Annotated in this window: 17 protein-coding genes and 1 pseudogene; 11 read left to right on the top strand and 7 right to left on the bottom strand. The window is 42.4% G+C overall.

From position 1 onward, the window contains the following. The first annotated feature begins 70 nt into the window (after positions 1-70). A complete protein-coding gene (locus HWQ42_RS33985) occupies positions 71-358 on the top strand; it encodes a hypothetical protein (protein ID WP_292820185.1) in 288 nt (95 codons plus the stop codon). A 40-nt stretch (positions 359-398) separates the two neighbouring features. On the opposite strand, the gene HWQ42_RS33990 is transcribed toward HWQ42_RS33985, so the two are convergent. The 4 genes from HWQ42_RS33990 to HWQ42_RS34005 form a co-directional block, all read right to left on the bottom strand. Further along, positions 399-1,355, bottom strand: a complete 957-nt coding sequence (locus HWQ42_RS33990) for an alcohol dehydrogenase catalytic domain-containing protein (protein WP_292820188.1) — start codon at positions 1,353-1,355, stop codon at positions 399-401. Positions 1,356-1,367: 12 nt separating this feature from the next. Beyond that, positions 1,368-1,940 carry a hypothetical protein gene (locus HWQ42_RS33995; RefSeq protein ID WP_292820191.1) on the bottom strand — a complete coding sequence of 191 codons (573 nt, stop codon included), beginning with the start codon at positions 1,938-1,940 and terminating at the stop codon, positions 1,368-1,370. Positions 1,941-2,156: 216 nt separating this feature from the next. After that, the gene (locus HWQ42_RS34000) at positions 2,157-2,963 is read right to left on the bottom strand and encodes an inositol monophosphatase family protein (RefSeq protein WP_292820194.1); all 807 of its coding nucleotides are present in this window, start codon (positions 2,961-2,963) and stop codon (positions 2,157-2,159) included. Between the two features lie 91 nt (positions 2,964-3,054). Further along, entirely contained in the window at positions 3,055-4,488 is a 1,434-nt protein-coding gene (locus HWQ42_RS34005) for a BCD family MFS transporter (protein ID WP_292820197.1), read from the bottom strand. Positions 4,489-4,588: 100 nt separating this feature from the next. Here HWQ42_RS34005 and HWQ42_RS34010 point away from each other — a divergent pair, with 100 nt between their 5' ends. Beyond that, positions 4,589-4,711, top strand: coding sequence for a hypothetical protein (locus HWQ42_RS34010; protein WP_292820200.1), 123 nt, complete (start codon positions 4,589-4,591; stop codon positions 4,709-4,711). Positions 4,712-4,720: 9 nt separating this feature from the next. Further along, positions 4,721-5,543 (top strand): annotated as a pseudogene (locus HWQ42_RS34015) (Rpn family recombination-promoting nuclease/putative transposase); the annotation flags it as partial. A gap of 125 nt (positions 5,544-5,668) precedes the next feature. Here HWQ42_RS34015 and HWQ42_RS34020 read toward each other — a convergent pair. Beyond that, on the bottom strand, positions 5,669-6,202 hold the full coding sequence (locus HWQ42_RS34020) for a hypothetical protein (protein WP_292820203.1): 534 nt from the start codon (positions 6,200-6,202) through the stop codon (positions 5,669-5,671). 278 nt (positions 6,203-6,480) lie between these two features. Here HWQ42_RS34020 and HWQ42_RS34025 point away from each other — a divergent pair, with 278 nt between their 5' ends. From HWQ42_RS34025 to HWQ42_RS34045, 5 genes are all read left to right on the top strand, one after another. Further along, positions 6,481-6,696: a hypothetical protein gene (locus tag HWQ42_RS34025; RefSeq protein ID WP_292820206.1), complete on the top strand. Its 216-nt coding sequence runs from the start codon at positions 6,481-6,483 to the stop codon at positions 6,694-6,696. Next, positions 6,693-6,857, top strand: coding sequence for a hypothetical protein (locus HWQ42_RS34030; RefSeq protein WP_292820209.1), 165 nt, complete (start codon positions 6,693-6,695; stop codon positions 6,855-6,857). The genes HWQ42_RS34025 and HWQ42_RS34030 overlap by 4 nt, the downstream gene beginning before the upstream one ends. Positions 6,858-6,878: 21 nt before the next feature. Beyond that, positions 6,879-7,091, top strand: coding sequence for a hypothetical protein (locus HWQ42_RS34035; protein ID WP_292820212.1), 213 nt, complete (start codon positions 6,879-6,881; stop codon positions 7,089-7,091). 145 nt (positions 7,092-7,236) lie between these two features. After that, a complete protein-coding gene (locus HWQ42_RS34040; RefSeq protein WP_292736759.1) occupies positions 7,237-7,461 on the top strand; it encodes a hypothetical protein in 225 nt (74 codons plus the stop codon). Positions 7,462-7,728: 267 nt separating this feature from the next. After that, positions 7,729-8,676: an aldo/keto reductase gene (locus tag HWQ42_RS34045; RefSeq protein WP_292820215.1), complete on the top strand. Its 948-nt coding sequence runs from the start codon at positions 7,729-7,731 to the stop codon at positions 8,674-8,676. A gap of 232 nt (positions 8,677-8,908) precedes the next feature. Here the strand turns inward: HWQ42_RS34045 and HWQ42_RS34050 are convergent, their stop codons facing one another. Both HWQ42_RS34050 and rimO read right to left on the bottom strand, forming a co-directional pair. After that, positions 8,909-10,438: a DEAD/DEAH box helicase gene (locus HWQ42_RS34050; RefSeq protein WP_292736755.1), complete on the bottom strand. Its 1,530-nt coding sequence runs from the start codon at positions 10,436-10,438 to the stop codon at positions 8,909-8,911. A 281-nt stretch (positions 10,439-10,719) separates the two neighbouring features. Further along, complete coding sequence (gene rimO, locus HWQ42_RS34055; protein ID WP_292820218.1) at positions 10,720-12,039, bottom strand: 30S ribosomal protein S12 methylthiotransferase RimO; 1,320 nt, start codon at positions 12,037-12,039, stop codon at positions 10,720-10,722. A gap of 753 nt (positions 12,040-12,792) precedes the next feature. On the opposite strand from rimO, the gene btpA reads away from it, so the two are divergent. The 3 genes from btpA (at position 12,793) to HWQ42_RS34070 (ending at position 17,242) form a co-directional block, all read left to right on the top strand. Continuing rightward, complete coding sequence (btpA, locus tag HWQ42_RS34060; RefSeq protein WP_094352113.1) at positions 12,793-13,641, top strand: photosystem I biogenesis protein BtpA; 849 nt, start codon at positions 12,793-12,795, stop codon at positions 13,639-13,641. A 97-nt stretch (positions 13,642-13,738) separates the two neighbouring features. Continuing rightward, on the top strand, positions 13,739-14,722 hold the full coding sequence (locus HWQ42_RS34065) for a vitamin K epoxide reductase family protein (protein WP_292820221.1): 984 nt from the start codon (positions 13,739-13,741) through the stop codon (positions 14,720-14,722). A gap of 315 nt (positions 14,723-15,037) precedes the next feature. Beyond that, positions 15,038-17,242, top strand: a complete 2,205-nt coding sequence (locus HWQ42_RS34070) for a CHASE2 domain-containing protein (protein WP_292820224.1) — start codon at positions 15,038-15,040, stop codon at positions 17,240-17,242. Positions 17,243-17,625 lie beyond the last annotated feature (383 nt).

The following is a 17,625-nucleotide window of genomic DNA, read 5'->3' on the forward strand; positions in this document are numbered from 1 at the left end:
CTTCTATAGTCGGAATTTAGGAATTAGGAGTTAATATACTTCTAATTCCTAATTTGTATCAGGATATACTGTGTTAAAAGTCATATTTTTCCTCCTTCATGAGATTCAACCTTTGTTAATCCCAATATGCTTTATCACTGCTTGGACTGTAACTATTCTCGTTGTTTTGAGTCTCTGGACGGCGGCGCGAGATAGCGTGGCTACAGCCAAGCAAATGCATCAAATCCCCTGTACTGGTTGCCAATTTTTTACTGACAATTACCGTCTTAAATGTACTGTACGCCCATCTATTGCCAATACAGAAGAAGCGATCGATTGTCTTGACTATCAACCGAAGACTAATCCTTATCTGTATTAGGGATTGGGGACTGGGAAAGAGTTTGCCCAATGTTCAATAACTATTGACCAATTTCCAGCAATATTTTTAAAACACCGCGACTCTGGGCGTGTTCAAAAGCTGCAAGCCCTTCAATGAGGGGGTAAGTGGCATGAATCAGGGGTTGCACGTCAACTTTTCCTGTGGCTAGTAGCTGGAGGGCTGGGCTAAAGGGGCCACAACGGGAACCGATGAGAGTGATTTCATCTACTACTAAAGAAGAAGCATCTAGGCTGAGGTTACCAGCATAAGTACTTTTCAGTACAAGAGTACCACGGGGACGTAGAGCGCGGCGGGCGATCGCAAATCCTTCTGGGTTGCCAGTGCATTCTACTGAGATATCGAAATATCCATCTGTAACAGCGTCAGCTAGACTCGTTTTTATCCCCCGTGCTTCTAAGTTAGCCAGTTTGTCTCGATGACGCCCCACAGCTAAGAGTTCACAGCCAGTTAGAGCTAGTGTCTGCGCTACCAACTGCCCTAGTTTGCCATCTCCAACCACTAGCACCCGATGGTTTGGATGCAATAGCACTTGCTGCTGGATTTCCAAAGCTGCTGCTAAAGGTTCAGAAAATGTTGCTACTTCTGTCGGCACATTATCAGGTACGGGATGCAGGTTCTCTACCGGCAAACAAAGATATTCACTAAATGCTCCGTTGCGGTTGACAATACCCAGAACTGTACGGTTTTCACAGTGAGTTGGTTGTCCACTACGACAAAATCGACAATGCCCACACACAGCGTTGATTTCTCCAACTACGCGTTGGTTAACTAAGTGTTCTGGCCCTTGTTCGACAATGCCGACAAATTCATGCCCCAAAATACCGATGTAGGGATAGTAGCCTCTAAGTAGTTCCAAATCAGTGTTACAGATACCCGCACGCAAGACGCGTATCAAAGCTTCTCCTGGTGGTGGTTCAGGAATGGGAATATCTGTACGTAGCTGCAACTGGTTATTTTCGAGCCAAAGTCCTTGCATTTTTCTTCACACTTATGTCTCTGTACTAGGTATTTCTTTAATTTTGGTTACATCAATTTTGCTTAACCAAGTAACCAAGTCTTCTGAATCAAGCGCGATCTCGCTTCCTAAAGTTTTGATATAAACAAGTCCATCACTAATAATTAAATCTCGGATTGGATACCATGAATCCCGCCTCCTGATTAGAAGTTCCAAGGGAATCCCTAGTTTTGAACTATACTTGCGATATTTCCACCAAGCTCGCCATAGAAGTACAGATTTAGTACAGTGCATCTCATAGCCTTTGGGAACTTCGCAGTATTGATACTGATAGAAACCCCGACTATCTACTTCTCCTTTGAGGATATAACTAGATTCTGCTAATGCCTGATTTATCAATTCCCACTGGGTTGATTTTGGAGAAATCGAGAATTCCGATAGGGTGTTAGATAGTTGAGCAGTGGCAATTACGCCTTCAGATTTTGCTGTTAATTGGTTGGTTTTATAAACTGTTTGCGCTGTCAAAACATGATTTGACAACAAAACGTCTTTTTTCTGGATAGAGTTTTGCACAAACTCTCGAATTAAATCTAGATTAGACAACATAAAATTTTTTATACTAAATTAACCAGTGTGATGAAAGCCACAACACTACTTAAATTAATAACTACACTGGTTTTGCACTGAAATCAGGATTATTACTAGCTTTATTTATACTCAATTCTTTGTTTAACTAGGGTTTTGTTAAGTTTAATGTCGAGTATGCAATTCTCCACTAGGCTAGTTGACAAAATCACTGTTTTCAGGACGAGGAGCTGCAAATTAAATTTTTACGCCTTCGAGAAAAGGTTGAAATACTGGAACTAATTCGGGACGACTAACCACAAGGGTGGGAAAAGAGCGATCGCTATAATCTTCTCCCGGTGACAACGGAAACGGTTCTGACTTCAGCGATGACCATACCCCACCAGCAGCCTGGACAATTACCCAAGCCCCGGCTAAGTCCCAAACTTTTGGTGTTGCCTCAATACCACCGAGAGTAGCCCCAGTAGCAACTGTCAAAAAATTATAGCTAGCTACACCCAACATCCTAATTTTGCAAGGAAAGCCGTTTTTGATAGCTGCGGTGCTACGAGAACAGAGGTTAAAAAAGTGATTATTGCTGGGACTATCAATACTAGTGTGGATGGGATGGTGGTTGAGAAATGCTCCTGTTGGTGTTGCTAAACCAGATGAACCTGCCCAGAAACCATGAAAAGCTTGATTCAAGGTTGGTGCGTAAACATAACCGAAAATAGGTGTACCTCGATACAGTAAACCCAGAGATATTGTCCAGATGGGAATGCCGCGTGTAAAGTTGGTTGTACCATCAAGAGGATCAATTACCCAACACCACTCAGTACCGGGAAATGACTGATCGCTCTCTTCGCTCAAAATGCCGTAACCAGAGAAATTAGAAGCGATCGCATCCCGAATTTCCTGATCTGCCCATTTATCTGCTTGCGTCACCAAACTTCCATCAGCTTTTTGGGAAGCCTGTACTTGCCCAAAATCTTGCATTAGCTGCTTACCCACCCTGGTAGTAGTAGTTTGGGCAAAATCTAGAATTGTTGTCCAAAAATCATTCATTGGTTATTAGTCATTTGTCATTTGTCATTGGTCATTGGTCATTGGTCATTGGTCATTTGTCTCATGCCCAATGCCCCATGCCCTATACAGTTTAGTTTAAATCGCTTTCTAAAACTGAAGCGATCGCTTGCTTGGTACTTGTTTGAAATTCTGTGATGTTCACCCGATTCAGAAACCAAATCGACAGCACCATTCCCACGGCTTCTAGGGCAAATACCAGTCCATAAGCTAACTCTAAACTTGGTAACACCTTGCGTCCAATATCCAAAACTGTACCTCCGATGACTACCGCCACACCTCTAGAAAGGGACTGCGCTAATCCCCATGCCCCAATAAACGTACCTGCGGCTTCTGCTGCGGTAAGATCCAACATCAAGCTAATTGCTGCTGTAGTTAAGAAACCTGTGGCTAAACCGAACAAGACCAAACTTAGTTTGAGAACTGCTGCATTAGCTGTGAATCCTGAGATACCTAGCAAGATTGCACAGAATGCTACCAACATACAACCTAGACGTGCAGTTCTGCGCTTACCCAAACGCGGGACAATGTAAAAGCCCGTAACCCCGTAGGCAATCAGTAGACCCGTTCCATAAAAAATATTTAATTTGGTACTTTCCGCTAGGGGCATTTTAAACACTTGACCCGCATAAGGTTCTAAAACCGGGTCTTGCATAAACAAACTGATAGTCATCACCAGTAAAAAGGTGAAAAATATACCTGTTTGTGGGCTAGCTGTCAATATTTTCCAAGCATTGCCCAGAGTAATACTGTCTTCCCGGTTCACTAGTGTGGAACGGGTTGAGTATTGAGAGTATTTTTTTTCTACGCCGAATGTTGCTGCGATCGCTAAACCAAATACAATTGCTGGGACGATAGTAAACAATCGGTTGATGGCTGGCTGCAAGGTTTCTACAGTTGCTTCTGGTGTTAACTGTTTCAGTAAGCTAGCACTGATAATTGCGCCAACAATAATCCCCACCATTAGCATCGACCAAACCACACCGACTACTTTAGAACGGTTATCTTCTTCAGATATATCCACCAACAAAGCAGCAAAGGCAGTACCGCTAGCACAAATTCCTAGACCGTATATAGCGAAAACTAAAGCCAAAAGTGCTGTCCAGCCGATTGTTTGGGTTGTCCATACCCAAGTACCTGCACTATTTCCAGCAAGATTCATCTGCCACATTACTTGTACAGCTAAAAATGCTGCGATCGCAAATATTGCTGCGCCCACCCAAACATAAGCTGTGCGGTGGTATCCCCATAACGGCTTGGCATCGGAAATCTGACCAAACCAGATACGGGAAGGAGCAACAAATAAAGGGAGTGCTAGAACAACTGATACCAGCGTCGCCGGAATTGCTATTTCTTGAATCATGACTCTGTTGAGTACGCCCAGAGTCAAGATAGACATCATGCTCAATCCCATCTGAAATAAACCCAGCCGGAACATGGTCAGCAGGTTTACCCTTGGCACAGATAGGGATTTTGTTTTGGTATCAAATACTTCACCGCTTGCCATAGCTACTTTTTCGTATAGTTTATAGGATTTAATCTCTCTCTCTTTAAATAAAGATAAACCCTACCCGCTCAAAATCAGCGAATGAAAAGTGGAAGTTGCGATGGCTTCGCCTGCCACAGACATCGCAATCATTTGGCAAGCAGTTATACCAACACCTCGATTAGTGTATGCTTCAGTCAAGTTAGGATTAATTTTGATGGCTTGTGAGAAATCAGGTTTTTAGGATGAAGTAGTGAAACGAGACTCCATTTACTATCTATCAAATTTTTAAGCGCTTTCCTGGGTTACTCTTTGAACTGGTTGATAATCCTCCTCTGCAAGGGCAAAATTATCGATTTGAATCAGTTGAAGTCAAAGAAACCGCATTTCGCATGGATGGTGTATTTTTACCTCCAGAGGGTGCAACATCCAGAGTTATCTTTTTTGCTGAAGTTCAATTCCAAAGAGATGAAGCCCTCTACCATAGGTTCTTTACCGAGTCGCTGATGTACCTGAACCGTAATCGTTCTCAGTACGATGACTGGTTCTGTGTGGTAATTTTTTCATCACGCTCTGTAGAATCAAGGGATCAAAAAACTCATCGAATATTTCTCAACAGCGACCAAGTGCAGCGAATCTATTTAGATGAGTTAGGCGCGACTAATCAGCAGCCAATAGGCATCAACTTGATGCAGTTGACTCTAGCATCGGATGAAGTGATGGCAGAGCAAGCAAAGCAATTGATTGAGCGGGTAAAATTAGAGCAAACAGACACACTGCCGCAAAACGAAATACTAGACATCATCACCACAATCGCTGTTTATAAGTTTTCGACCTTGAGTAGAGAGGAAGTTGAAGCTATGTTAGGACTGACTTTGGAGCAAACAAGGGTTTATCAGGAAGCGAAAGCCGAGGGTCGAGAAGAAGGTCGAGAACAAGGTCGAGAAGAACGGGAAGCTGAAATGTTGAAACTTACCGTCCCTCTGTTACTAAAAACAGGGATGAGTATGGAGGAGATTGCTCAACATCTCAATGTTGATATAGAAGCTGTCCAGCTTGGCACACAACAAAATACATACAATGGGCATTTTATGTCTGTTGTCATATTTTTGCAAAATGAGCAGAGCTTGATAAGAATCCTCGATTGTCCTTTTATGGTTTCCAGAGCGATCACGCCAAAATATGACAGATTAAGATATGCCTATTTGAGATTCAGAAGTTGAAGCAAATTTTGAAGCTTAAAATTATTCCAACTCAAAGCTACTGAAGTTTCAATAGTTAATTCCCCTTGTTGAAGCTTAGTTATCAAAGCAGAACCATTTTCAAGACTAGGGAAAAGAGAATCTAAAAGCTGCAATTCATTTCGAGGAAGAGTATAATAGACCTTATTATTTTCAATTCTAACCTCTTTTGGTAAAGTTCCATTGGGGAATTTACCTCCCAAAAATCTTGTCCAACCTGCAATAAGGTGACGGTAAACTATCGCTTCAGTCTCAAATTGAGGAGTGTTCAATAAGCGAAGTTCACCTTTAATGCAATCTTTATTAAGAGTTATTTTTTCAGGAGTAAAATGTAATTTTACTTGAATTTTATTGTACTCTATTGTCGCAATCAGTCCCTCCTCAGAGTGTGGTTCTAAGCTTTTTAATTGTTCAACTCTAGATTCGGCTTGTTGACAGAGAAGTAAAACCATTTTTTTGGTCAAAGTCAACTGTTTAGCTTCTGAACTAAACATTATGTATTCTTCTAGACTTCTTTTGAGAAATTGTCTAGACTCCTCAAACGTTGCTGCAAATTTGTTAAAAAAGCCCATATTTACTTATTTAGAGAAGATAGAACTATTTATAAGTATTCCCATAAAATTCGGTTGAATTCTCACGATCAGAATAAAAGTCAAAAAGCTTAAACAAAGACTGACCCCAACATTGAGCAGGAACTAGCTAAAAATAGCGATCGCACTCCAGCAACTACAATAAGAGTACAACTAGTGTTGTACCTCCAGATGCTGAAAAAATGAAACGCACACTATATATTCCTGATGAGTTGTGGACACAACTTGACCAATACTTAAAAGATCACCCAGAGCAAAACCCATCAAGTGTTATACAGGAAGCACTGGCGGAAAAGTTACGCCCCAAAAATGCTTCAAGGCTACTATCGCTAGCAGGAATCGTAGAAAATGCTCCTACAGACGCTTCAGTTAATGAAGATTATTTGATACAAGGATGAAGCGTCTCGTTTTGGATGCAGGCCCCCTGATTGCCTTAGTTTCTGTCCAAGATGACTACCATCAGGAATGCAAAGCGGGTTTTAGTAAGTTACCAGCCTTGTTTGGTGAGGTTCTAACCCCTCTACCTGTGTTGTTTGAAGTTTACAAGTTTGTGCTATGAGAACAATCGAGCCGTGCTGCAATGACTGCATTAGGCGTTATTAGTGAGAACACAGTGACTGTACCAGTGAACATGGAAATGTTTCAGGAAATTTACAGCATGGTTCGCCAGATACCAGACTGGCAAGGAACTTTAGAAGATATGTCTGTTGTAGCGGTAGCTCAACTTTATGACACTAGTGTTTGGATATTGGATTACAGAGATTTGAGTTGGTTCAAGAGTCTGGAATTGTAGTCTCCGTAATCATTACACAGGTAAGTTTAAACATTATGAAAATGTGGTTTTAACTACGCTATTCCATTGAATTAGTAAGATAAACTTGCCGTATGTATGTCATCAAACTACTTAGCTTCATCCAGTAACCAAAAAGGCATAAGTAATGAGTAAAGAACCAGTCAAAGTAATATTATGGGAAGAAAATCAAAAAGATTTTCTCAAAAAATTCTACGACCTTCAATTTACTCCCAGAGTAGGAGAGGAAGTTTACCTAAAAAAGGAAAGATGGAAAGTAACCAGAGTTGAGCATGATGTAGAAATTAGTGAGATTAATGTCTACATGGAATTAATCAAAAAAGCCAAGCAGGATAAATCATCTAATTCATAAATACAAGTAAATACACTCAACTATAGCAATCCTATTTGATTTGTGAGAATTGCGACCCACAGATCCCCGACTTCTCGAAGAAGTCGGGGATCTTGTTTATGCGCCTTTGATTCAGGTTTTAAATTGTTATGCAAGGCGCAATGTCTACGACGGGCGTAGCTGCGACACCACAAGATTTGCAGTCAAGTGGTGACGATCGCACCCAATCTTGTCTGTAACGATACACTATAAAAGTAAAGAAATGTAAATAAACTAAATTTTGCAACCGTGGAAAACATCACATTGGGGCAAAATGGCCCATCTGTTACACCCTTGTGCATCGGTACTTGGGCTTGGGGTGATAAACTATTTTGGAATTATGGCGATCGCTACGGCCCAGAACAGTTACAAGAAGCCTTTACCGCAGCTCTAGAAGCTGGGATTACATTCTTTGATACTGCCGAAATCTACGGAATGGGAAAGAGCGAGGAATTTTTAGGGCAATTTCTGCAACAGACACAACAACCTGTACAAATCGCCACAAAATTTGGCCCCGTACCGTGGCGATTTACAGCCCAATCCGTCTCTGATGCTTTAACAGCCAGCCTCAAACGGCTACAACTTGAGCGGATCGCCCTGTACCAAGTGCATTGGCCTTTTGCCTTCTTTTTAAGCCAAAAAACTTTGATGAATGCCCTAGCTGATGAAGTGAAGCGGGGCAGAATTGCGGCAGTCGGTGTAAGTAATTACTCAGCAGAGCAAATGCGAGACGCGCATCAAATATTGGCAGCCCGTGGAGTGCCTTTGGCTGTAAACCAAGTGCGTTATTCTTTACTCAGTCGCCAAATTGAAAGCAAAGGTATTTTGGCAACTGCGCGTGAGTTGGGTGTGACTATCTTGGCATATAGTCCTTTAGCACAGGGATTACTCACAGGTAAGTACAGTATTGATAGTGCTGAAACTCCCACTGGTGCGAGAAAAATAGACCCGCGATTTAAGAAAGAAGGTCTGCAAAAAATTGCCCCAGTCATATCTTTGCTACGCAACTTCGGGGAAAAATACGATCGCACCCCTGCTCAAGTTGCTCTCAACTGGTTAATTGCTCAGGGTAACGTTATTCCCATTGCTGGGGTAAAGACAGCCGAACAAGTACGGCAGAATGCTGGTGCTTTAGGCTGGAAATTGAGCGAGGATGAAATTGGAGAATTAGAACTAGTTAGTCGTCCTTGGCTGTAGTAGTTTTGAACTACTCAAACACAGGAGGCCAAATTTCTGACACTACTAGCTCTCAATCTGGTAGTAAGTCTGGTAGTGTCAGTTTGTCGTTATCTTGCAAAACCAAAAAGTCAAGAGCCAAAGCCAAAATCTTGACTCTTAACTCTCAACTCTCCAATTTTATATTTGGATTTTGGATTGCAGAAAAATCTAAAAATCTAAAATCCAAAATTGATTAACTTCTAAATGTTGACTAAGAAGCTGATTCTCTAGCTGTAGGTGAACCTATCTTTTTACTAGGAGATACAGAAGAATCCTGTCCACTTGTCCGCAGTTTTGGCTTGGGAGAAGAATGTCTTTCTTCACCATTGTTACTATCTGATTTCCATGCAGAACGGGGGCGATCGCTGGAAGATTCACGACGTTTGCCGAGTCTTGGTTTGGGAGCAGAAGATTCCTCTTGGGGAATTTCTACGTCTGAGTTCAACCAAGCAGGGCGAGTTTGATCGTAAGCGATTTGTAATGCGGCGGCGGCGATCGCTTGAGCATCGTATTCTTCAATCAGTTCGCTGACAATTGGCAAGAATGAAGCCAAACGCTCACCTGTCAAAGCTTCTCGCACCAGTTCTTGCAATTTCAGGATGTGCCGTGCTTCAATTTGTGCGCGTGTAGGAATCGTCAGCAATTGCCAACTTTGGCGATTATGACGTTCAAATGTTTGCTGCTTGCGCCGCTCAAATGGTTGTACTAAAGAAATTGCTGTTCCTTCTTTACCAGCACGACCAGTACGACCAATGCGATGGACGTAGGTTTCTACGCTATCGGGTAAGTCGAAGTTGATTACATGGGAGAGTTGATCGACATCTAACCCTCGTGCTGCAATATCAGTTGCTACTACCCAACGGACTTGACGGTTACGGAATCTGACTAATAACCGTTCCCGTGCTTGTTGAGACAAGTCACCGTGGTATTCATCGACACTGTGACCAGCGCCTTGTAACTGACTGGTGAGTTCGGCGGCTGTGCGTCTGGTGCGGACAAAGATTAAAGCTGTTTCTGGATCTTCCATTTCCAGAATCGGCTGTAAAGCTTTGGCTTTTGTCCAATGGCGGGGGATCAAGTAAGCTACTTGATTAATCTTGTTGGGGGCGGCTTTTGGCTGCTCGACGGTGACAGTTGCAGGCGATCGCAAGAACTTGTTCACCAACATCCGAATCGATGGTGGCATTGTTGCCGAGAATAAAGCTGTTTGGCGGTCTACGGGCGCTTGTGAGAGGATTTTTATCACATCGTCGATAAAGCCCATGCTCAACATTTCATCAGCTTCATCCAACACAAACCACTTGACTTGATCGAGCTTTAAACAGCCGCGATCGAGTAAATCGATCACCCGTCCTGGAGTGCCCACAACCATGTGAACGCCACGTCTGAGTTGTAGCATTTGGCGGTCAATTGATTGACCACCATAGATTGCTAACACCCGCAATCCTTCATCGCCGATGAATTGGGCGATCGCATCGTGAACTTGCATCGCTAATTCACGAGTTGGTGTTAAAACGATGGCTTGCACGGCTCTTTGATTAATATCTAGCCGTTCTAAAATTGGCAGAGAAAATGCTGCCGTTTTGCCTGTTCCAGTTTGAGATTGACCTACCACATCACGACCAGCTAGCAATTGGGGAATTGCTTGCACTTGAATGTTAGTTGGTTCAGTAAAACCAATTTTTTCTAGTTGTTCGACACGTTCTTGGGAAATGCCTAATTCTTGGAATGAAAGAGTCATTAAATCTCCTAAATTTTTTGTAAGGATTTTGGATTAGTCATTTAGTCATTATTTATTAGTCATTAGTCATTAGTCATTAGTCATTTAGTTATTGGCTAGTTAGTCAGCCAAGGGCGATAGCAAAGCCTCAACGTTTTGGAGAAGCTATGCCCACGAGTGAGTCCCCGAACTTCAGGTAAACCCTCATGAAAACTGCCATTAATGCAGCGTTGATCTTGGGATAAGGGTGAATCTGTAAGGGTCATTTAACAAAAGACAAAGGACAAAAGACAAAGGACAATTTAGTTATTGACTACTTGACCATAGAGGTCGTATGTATCAGCGTGGTGAATCGCTATTGGCACGATGGTTCCTAACTTTGCCTGGCCTTTGACATACACCAGACCATCAACCTCTGGGGAAAATCTACCTGAACGACCTATTAATTCACCACTTTCAGGATTTTCTTGCTCAATCAGGACATCAACGATTTTGCCTACTTCCTGTTGATTTTTCTTTTGGGAAATCGGTTGCTGGATTTCCATCAGTTGGTATCGGCGATTGTCCATCACTTCTTGGGCCAACTGATTTGGTAGCTTGTAAGCTGGGGTTCCTTCCTCAGAGGAAAAGGTGAAGACACCAACATGGTCAAATTCATGCCGTTGAACAAACTCTAGTAGATGCTCAAAATGCTCTTGTGTTTCTCCTGGGAAACCAACAATAAATGTTGTCCGCAATACGGCTGTTGGTAGTGCCGTTTTGATGCGATCTATAATCCCATCATTTACGCGCCCTTGCCAAGGGCGGTTCATGGCACGGAGAATCTCTGGATGAGAATGCTGCAAGGGCAAATCCAGGTAAGGCAGGACGTTCGGTGTTTCTTGGATGGCCGCTATCACATCTGGGGTCAGTCCCGTGGGATAAGCGTAATGCATTCTGATCCACGGTATATCTACTTTCCCCAAAGCGCGAAGTAATTCGGCTAATTTTGGCTGACCGTAAATATCTAGACCATAATTAGTGGTGATTTGGGAAATTAAAATAATTTCCTTTACCCCTTGACTAACTAACTGCTCCGCTTCAGCGACGATAGATTCAATAGTACGCGATCGCTGGTTTCCTCGAAGATGAGGAATTATACAAAATGCACAACGATAATCACATCCTTCCGCAACCCGGAGGTAAGCAACGCCCTCCGTTGTAGTGCGATAGCGCGGTGTAGTTTCGTCGGCAATATAGGTTGGCTCTATACTAACCTGTTTGACCCGCTCGCCAAGTTCAACACGCTCAATTACATTTACAATTTTGTGATAATCGCCTGTACCCACAACAGCTACTGCTTCAGGCAACTCCTCCAAAAGTTGTTCTTGGAAGTGTTGCGCCATACACCCAGTGATTACGATCTTTTTATTTGCCTCTGCCAGTTCTACTAAAGTTCTGACAGATTCTTGCCGGGCCGCTTCAATAAAACTACAAGTATTAACAATAACGTAATCTGCTAACTCTTCATTTGTATCTACACCGTAGCCTGCTTCTACGAGCATTCCCAGCATGTGTTCTGTATCAATTCGATTTTTCTCGCAGCCCAGGTGAGAAATTGCAATCGTTGGCTTGTCACCCATATTTTGAAAATATCTTCATTTTTTTTCTTGTAGTCAGCATTTTGGCGCTAGTTTCGCTTTTTTCTGATCGCTATCCTTCTAATAACAGTACGATGGCAGATTTTCACTGTCAGCAACTGCCCGTAGACCTATGACCCTATCAATAATAAAAATAGAGGTCATGTTATGATATTTTTATCAATCTGTTCCCCAGGGTAAATTGAAGTGTCTTTGGGTACATTTGACACTTGTAATGTTTTTTAACAATTCGCCTATTGGTATTTTACATTACCACAGCGTGTGCGTTGTTAACCTACCCATCGGGAAGCCGCCCAAAGGGCCTGTTGTGAGAAGTCGCTACCCTCCGGGAAATCGACGAAAGCGACTACGCCTATAAAGCAGTAATGCTACCCTGGCGATTGGCAAGTCCTACGACAGTGCGCGGACAAGACGCCTAAACCACGGAAAGCTGCCTTGCGTCTAGTGAGTGGCAAACTCCTCTTGTAGCCAGGTTTTATCTTAACATATCTTATGGGAGGTTTCACGCCAATTTCCATCTGAGGAAAGAGGCAATAAACCGACTATCATAAAACACATTTGACTAGTTAATGAAAAGTCAAGAGTCAAGGGTCAAAAGGAGCCAGTCACGTGCGGGGTTTTCCCCGTTGAAGAGCCACCCTTATGAGGTTCCCGACCTTCAGGGGAGTGGTGTTGAATTGGTGTTCAATAGTCAAAAAATTCTGGACTCTGGACTCCGCGAGGCGGATTAAAGACGTGGACTTATATCAGATATTTAAAACTCGCTCACCAATTATTGGCGTGGTTCACCTGCTACCACTGCCTACCTCACCCCGTTGGGGAGGTAGCCTCAAAGCGGTGATTGACCGTGCCGAACAAGAAGCCGCAGCCTTGGCAAGTGGAGGGGTTGACGGTCTGATTGTCGAGAATTTTTTCGACGCGCCGTTTACCAAAAACCAAGTCGATCCAGTGGTTGTGAGTGCCATGACCATTGTGGTGCAGCGGATACAGAATTTGGTGACTTTGCCTATAGGCTTAAATGTATTGCGAAATGATGCCAAAAGTGCAATAGCGATCGCTAGCTGTGTACAGGCGCAATTTATCCGCGTCAACGTCCTCACAGGCGTGATGGCAACTGACCAAGGATTAATTGAGGGAGAAGCCCATCAACTACTCCGCTATCGACGAGAGTTGGGCTGTGATGTTAAAATCCTGGCCGATGTTTTGGTAAAACACGCCCGTCCTTTGAGTTCTCCAAATCTCACAGTCGCCGTGAAAGACACCATTGAAAGGGGTTTAGCAGACGGAGTGATTTTATCTGGTTGGGCTACTGGTAGTCCTCCTAACTTAGAAGATTTGGAACTAGCTTGTGGCGCAGCAAATGGCACGCCAGTGTTCATCGGGAGTGGGGCTAATTGGGAAAATATTGATACATTGATGCAGGCAGCAGATGGTGTAATAGTTTCCAGTTCCCTGAAACGTCATGGACGCATAGAGCAACCAATTGACCCAATTCGCGTCAGTCAATTCGTAGAAGCTGCCCGTCGCAATTGGAACTCCAAAGGTGAAAGCAAATCAGCAGAACAAGTGAAGTTACATTCTTAATTGGGGCATGGGGCATGGGGACTGGGGCATGGGAAGAAATAATTAATGCCCAATGCCCAATGCCCAATGCCCATTAACCAATAACCAATAACAATTTATGATTCGCCGTCGTTCTACTCCTTGGATTCATAAATGGTCACGTCCATTGATTGCCGCGATCGCTGGATGTGGTGCCCTGATAACAGGTTATCTCACTATAGAAAAGTTAACCGGAGGCAGTGCCGCTTGTGTGGTACAGGCTGGTGCTAAGGGCTGTAATGATGTGCTTTCCAGTCCTTGGGCAACGGTTTTTGGTCAGCCATTAGCTTTGTTTGGGTTTTTGGCATACACCAGTATGGTGATATTGGCTTTGGCTCCCTTGGTATTTAACTCAGGGGAAAACAATAACCGCAAACAATTGGAAAATTTGACGTGGTGGCTGTTGCTGGTAGGCGCGATCGCTATGTCTGTCTTTAGCGGCTACTTAATGTATGTGCTGACATCTCAAATCAAAGCTATTTGTCCTTACTGTATCGGTTCAGCTTTGTTCTCTGTGAGTCTTTTAGTACTAACGATTATCGGTCGGACTTGGGAGGATATTGGACAAATCTTGTTTACCGCCCTGATTGTCGGGATGGTAACGCTGATTGGTACTTTAGGCGTCTATGCTGGCGTAAATCAATCAGATGTTACACCTGGAACTCCTGGACAACCCACAAAAATTACCTTTACTCCCAAGGAAAACCCCAACCCAGCGTTCGGTTGGGAAGTTACCACTACTTCTGGTGAGGCAGAAATAGCCTTAGCACGGCATCTGGCGAAGGTAGGTGCAAAAGAATACAGCGCTTACTGGTGTCCTCACTGTCACGAACAAAAGCTGCTTTTTGGTAAAGAAGCTGAGGAAATAATCAATAATGATATTAAGGTAGAGTGCGCTCCTGATGGACTCAAAGCTCAACCAGAACTGTGTAAAGCCGCAAAAATTGAAGGTTTCCCCACTTGGCTCGTCAATGGTAAAAGCTATAGCGGAGTCCAAAACTTAGAGGAACTAGCAAAAGTTTCTGGTTACACAGGGTCTCGGAACTTTAAGTATTTCAAGTAAAATACCTACACTGGCCTTCAGTAGTTCACACCCCATAGTCAACTGGATGAGTACAGTAAAATCTGTTTCCAGTTGGCTTTTTTGTTTTTGATAACAGATAATAGGTCTTATCCAATGCCCAATTATTAATTTTCCTGCGGCATTTCGTTCTGCAAACACTTAAGCTAAAGGAAATTAAGTAAATACATTTACTTTAAAAGATGTATATTTTAATTTATTTTTATAACACTTGAGAGCCACCTTGGGATGTAATTTAGTCCGATAGTTAATCGCTATAGGAATATAGAGAATATTTCTGCCTACTAGGTAATGGCAATGAATCAGCAGCTAGGCAAGCGTTTTGTGAAGTTAATCTTTGGACTGAAACAATCGCTTAGTCGAGGACACAGAGAATTGATTACTGCGGCCAGCGTTGCAGTCTGCGTCCTGCTTTTGCACTCCATCGGATTATTGCAATCTTTGGAGTTGGCGGCTTTGGATCAATTTTTTCGGTTACGTCCAAATGAACCGTCAGAAGACCGGATTACGATCGTAGTGATTGATGAGACTTATTTAAACGAAGTACGTTCGTGGCCAATTCCAGATGCGAAGATTGCCCTGTTATTGCAAAAATTAAATGCCCACAAACCCCGTGCGATTGGCTTAGATATCTACAGAAATTTACCAGTAGAGCCTGGTAATCAAGAACTGCGTAATGTTTATCAGTCAATGCCCAACTTAATTGGTATTGAACTATTAGCAAATGACAAAAACAAAAACGTTAGTGTTTCGCCTCCATTGGGGCTAAATCGGGATCAAGTGGGCTTTAATAACGTGCTGTACGATCTTGATGGTAAAGTACGTCGTAGTTTGTTGTATTGGCACGTTAAAACTGAAGCACACGAAAGTTTTGCCCTGAAGTTGGCTTTATTGTATTTAAAGTCAAAGGGAATTACTCCCACCAAAGCGAAAAGCAACTCTGAGTATTTGCAATTGGGTAAGGCAGCATTTACTCGTTTTGAGGCTAATGATGGTGCTTATGTGGGAGCTGATGCTAGAGGCTACCAAATTTTGAGCAATTTTCCCAAACCCAAATGTCAAAGTTCGTCTGGAGAATTTTGTAGTTTTCGCCAAGTCTCGATGAGAGATGTACTGGCAGATAAAGTCAAAGCAAACTTAATCAAAGATCGGATTATACTTATTGGCTCCACTGCACCCAGTCTCCAAGATTTTGTATTTATTCCCTACTCCAGCAGTGTCATGAGTACGGCAAAGCCTGTACCTGGTATTCAATTGCAGGCTTATTTTATTAGTGAGTTAATCTCTGCTGCTGTTGATGGAAGACCATTACTCAAAGTTTGGCCTGACTTGGTGGAATACTTGTGGGTTTTTGTTTGGTCTTATTTGGGAGCCGTGACGATATGGCGGATACGACACGCAACTAGGAGTCTCTTCTGTATCTTAGTTTCTTGCTTTGTATTGACCGTGAGTGCATACCTTGCTTTCTTGTACGGTTGGTGGATACCACTCATTCCCTCACTGGTTTGCTTTGGTACTTCAGCTATTTGGATGACTAGTCATATTGCTCACATACAGGAAGAGTGGAAACGTTCCAAAGAATTTTTGCATCACGTTATCAACACGATCCCCGATCCAATTTTTGTGAAAAATGAACAACACCAGTGGATTGTTTTAAATGAGGCGTATTGTCGATTTATCGGTTATCCGAATAAGTTATTAATTGAAAAGTCAGACTATGACTTTTTCCCAAAACATGAAGCTGATGTGTTTCGACAACAGGACGATCTGGTTTTTCGGACTCAGCAAGCCCAAGAACATGAAGAAGAATTTACAAATGCCAATGGACAGACTCACCAAATTGCCACTAAGCGATCGCTTCACAAAGACTCAGCTGGCAATTTCTTTTTAGTTGGTGTCATCCGAGATATTACTCAGCGCAAGCTGATGGAAGAACAGTTGAAGCGTACTGCTGCTGAACTATTCCGCTCTAACAATGAACTAAAACTCAAAGAAGACCACTTACGTTATTTAGCGTATCACGACCCTCTCACCGGTTTATCCAATCGCAAATTTTTTGCCGAGCAACTTTACGAGTCCTTACATTGGGCACAACACAACAACTTGTTGCTGGGGCTGCTGTTTATTGATCTAGATGGCTTTAAGCAAGTCAATGATACTTTGGGACACGAGACGGGCGATCGCTTGCTAATGACTATCGCTGAAAGACTCAGCAACTCTTTACGCGCTAGTGATACAGTTTCTCGTTTGGGTGGCGATGAATTTACTGTGATTTTACGGGCAATTCCTAATGTTCAAATAGCTGCTAAAGTCGCCGAAAAAATTTTAAGCAGTATTACCAAGCCAATTGTTTTGGACGGCTATACAATTCGAGTCTCTGCCAGTATTGGCATTAGTGTTTACCCATATAACAGTCAAGACAGTGAAACTTTGATGAAACAAGCTGATACAGCAATGTATCGTGCCAAGCGCCTGGGTAAAAATCGCTACGAGTTTGCTTAATTAGTTAAGAGTCAAGTCTTCAGATTTTTTCACTTTAGTCACAATTTTTACCTTCAAATTAGGATTTTAGACTGGAGACACGTCTAAGACACTGTTTTGAAAAAATATCGCGTATATACTGCGAGGTAAATTTTTAGCTAAGATGTATATCCATCAAGGCTTTTTGCCTTTAATACTAAACCTCATAATTGATGCCAGAAAGCAATTAGTCATCAGAGATAATTAAGAAAATAAATTTTTAATGTAAGTAAATTTACATTAAAAATTATACTTGTACTTATTCGCTTATTACGCTGTTTGATAGCTTAAAAAATCCTTTTAATACGATCAATATGTTGTTTTATCTTTATATATCTTTACTCATTAAATTTAAACTATACAAT

The organism is Nostoc sp. JL23, from assembly GCF_017115065.1.
Classification (GTDB): domain Bacteria; phylum Cyanobacteriota; class Cyanobacteriia; order Cyanobacteriales; family Nostocaceae; genus Nostoc; species Nostoc punctiforme_A.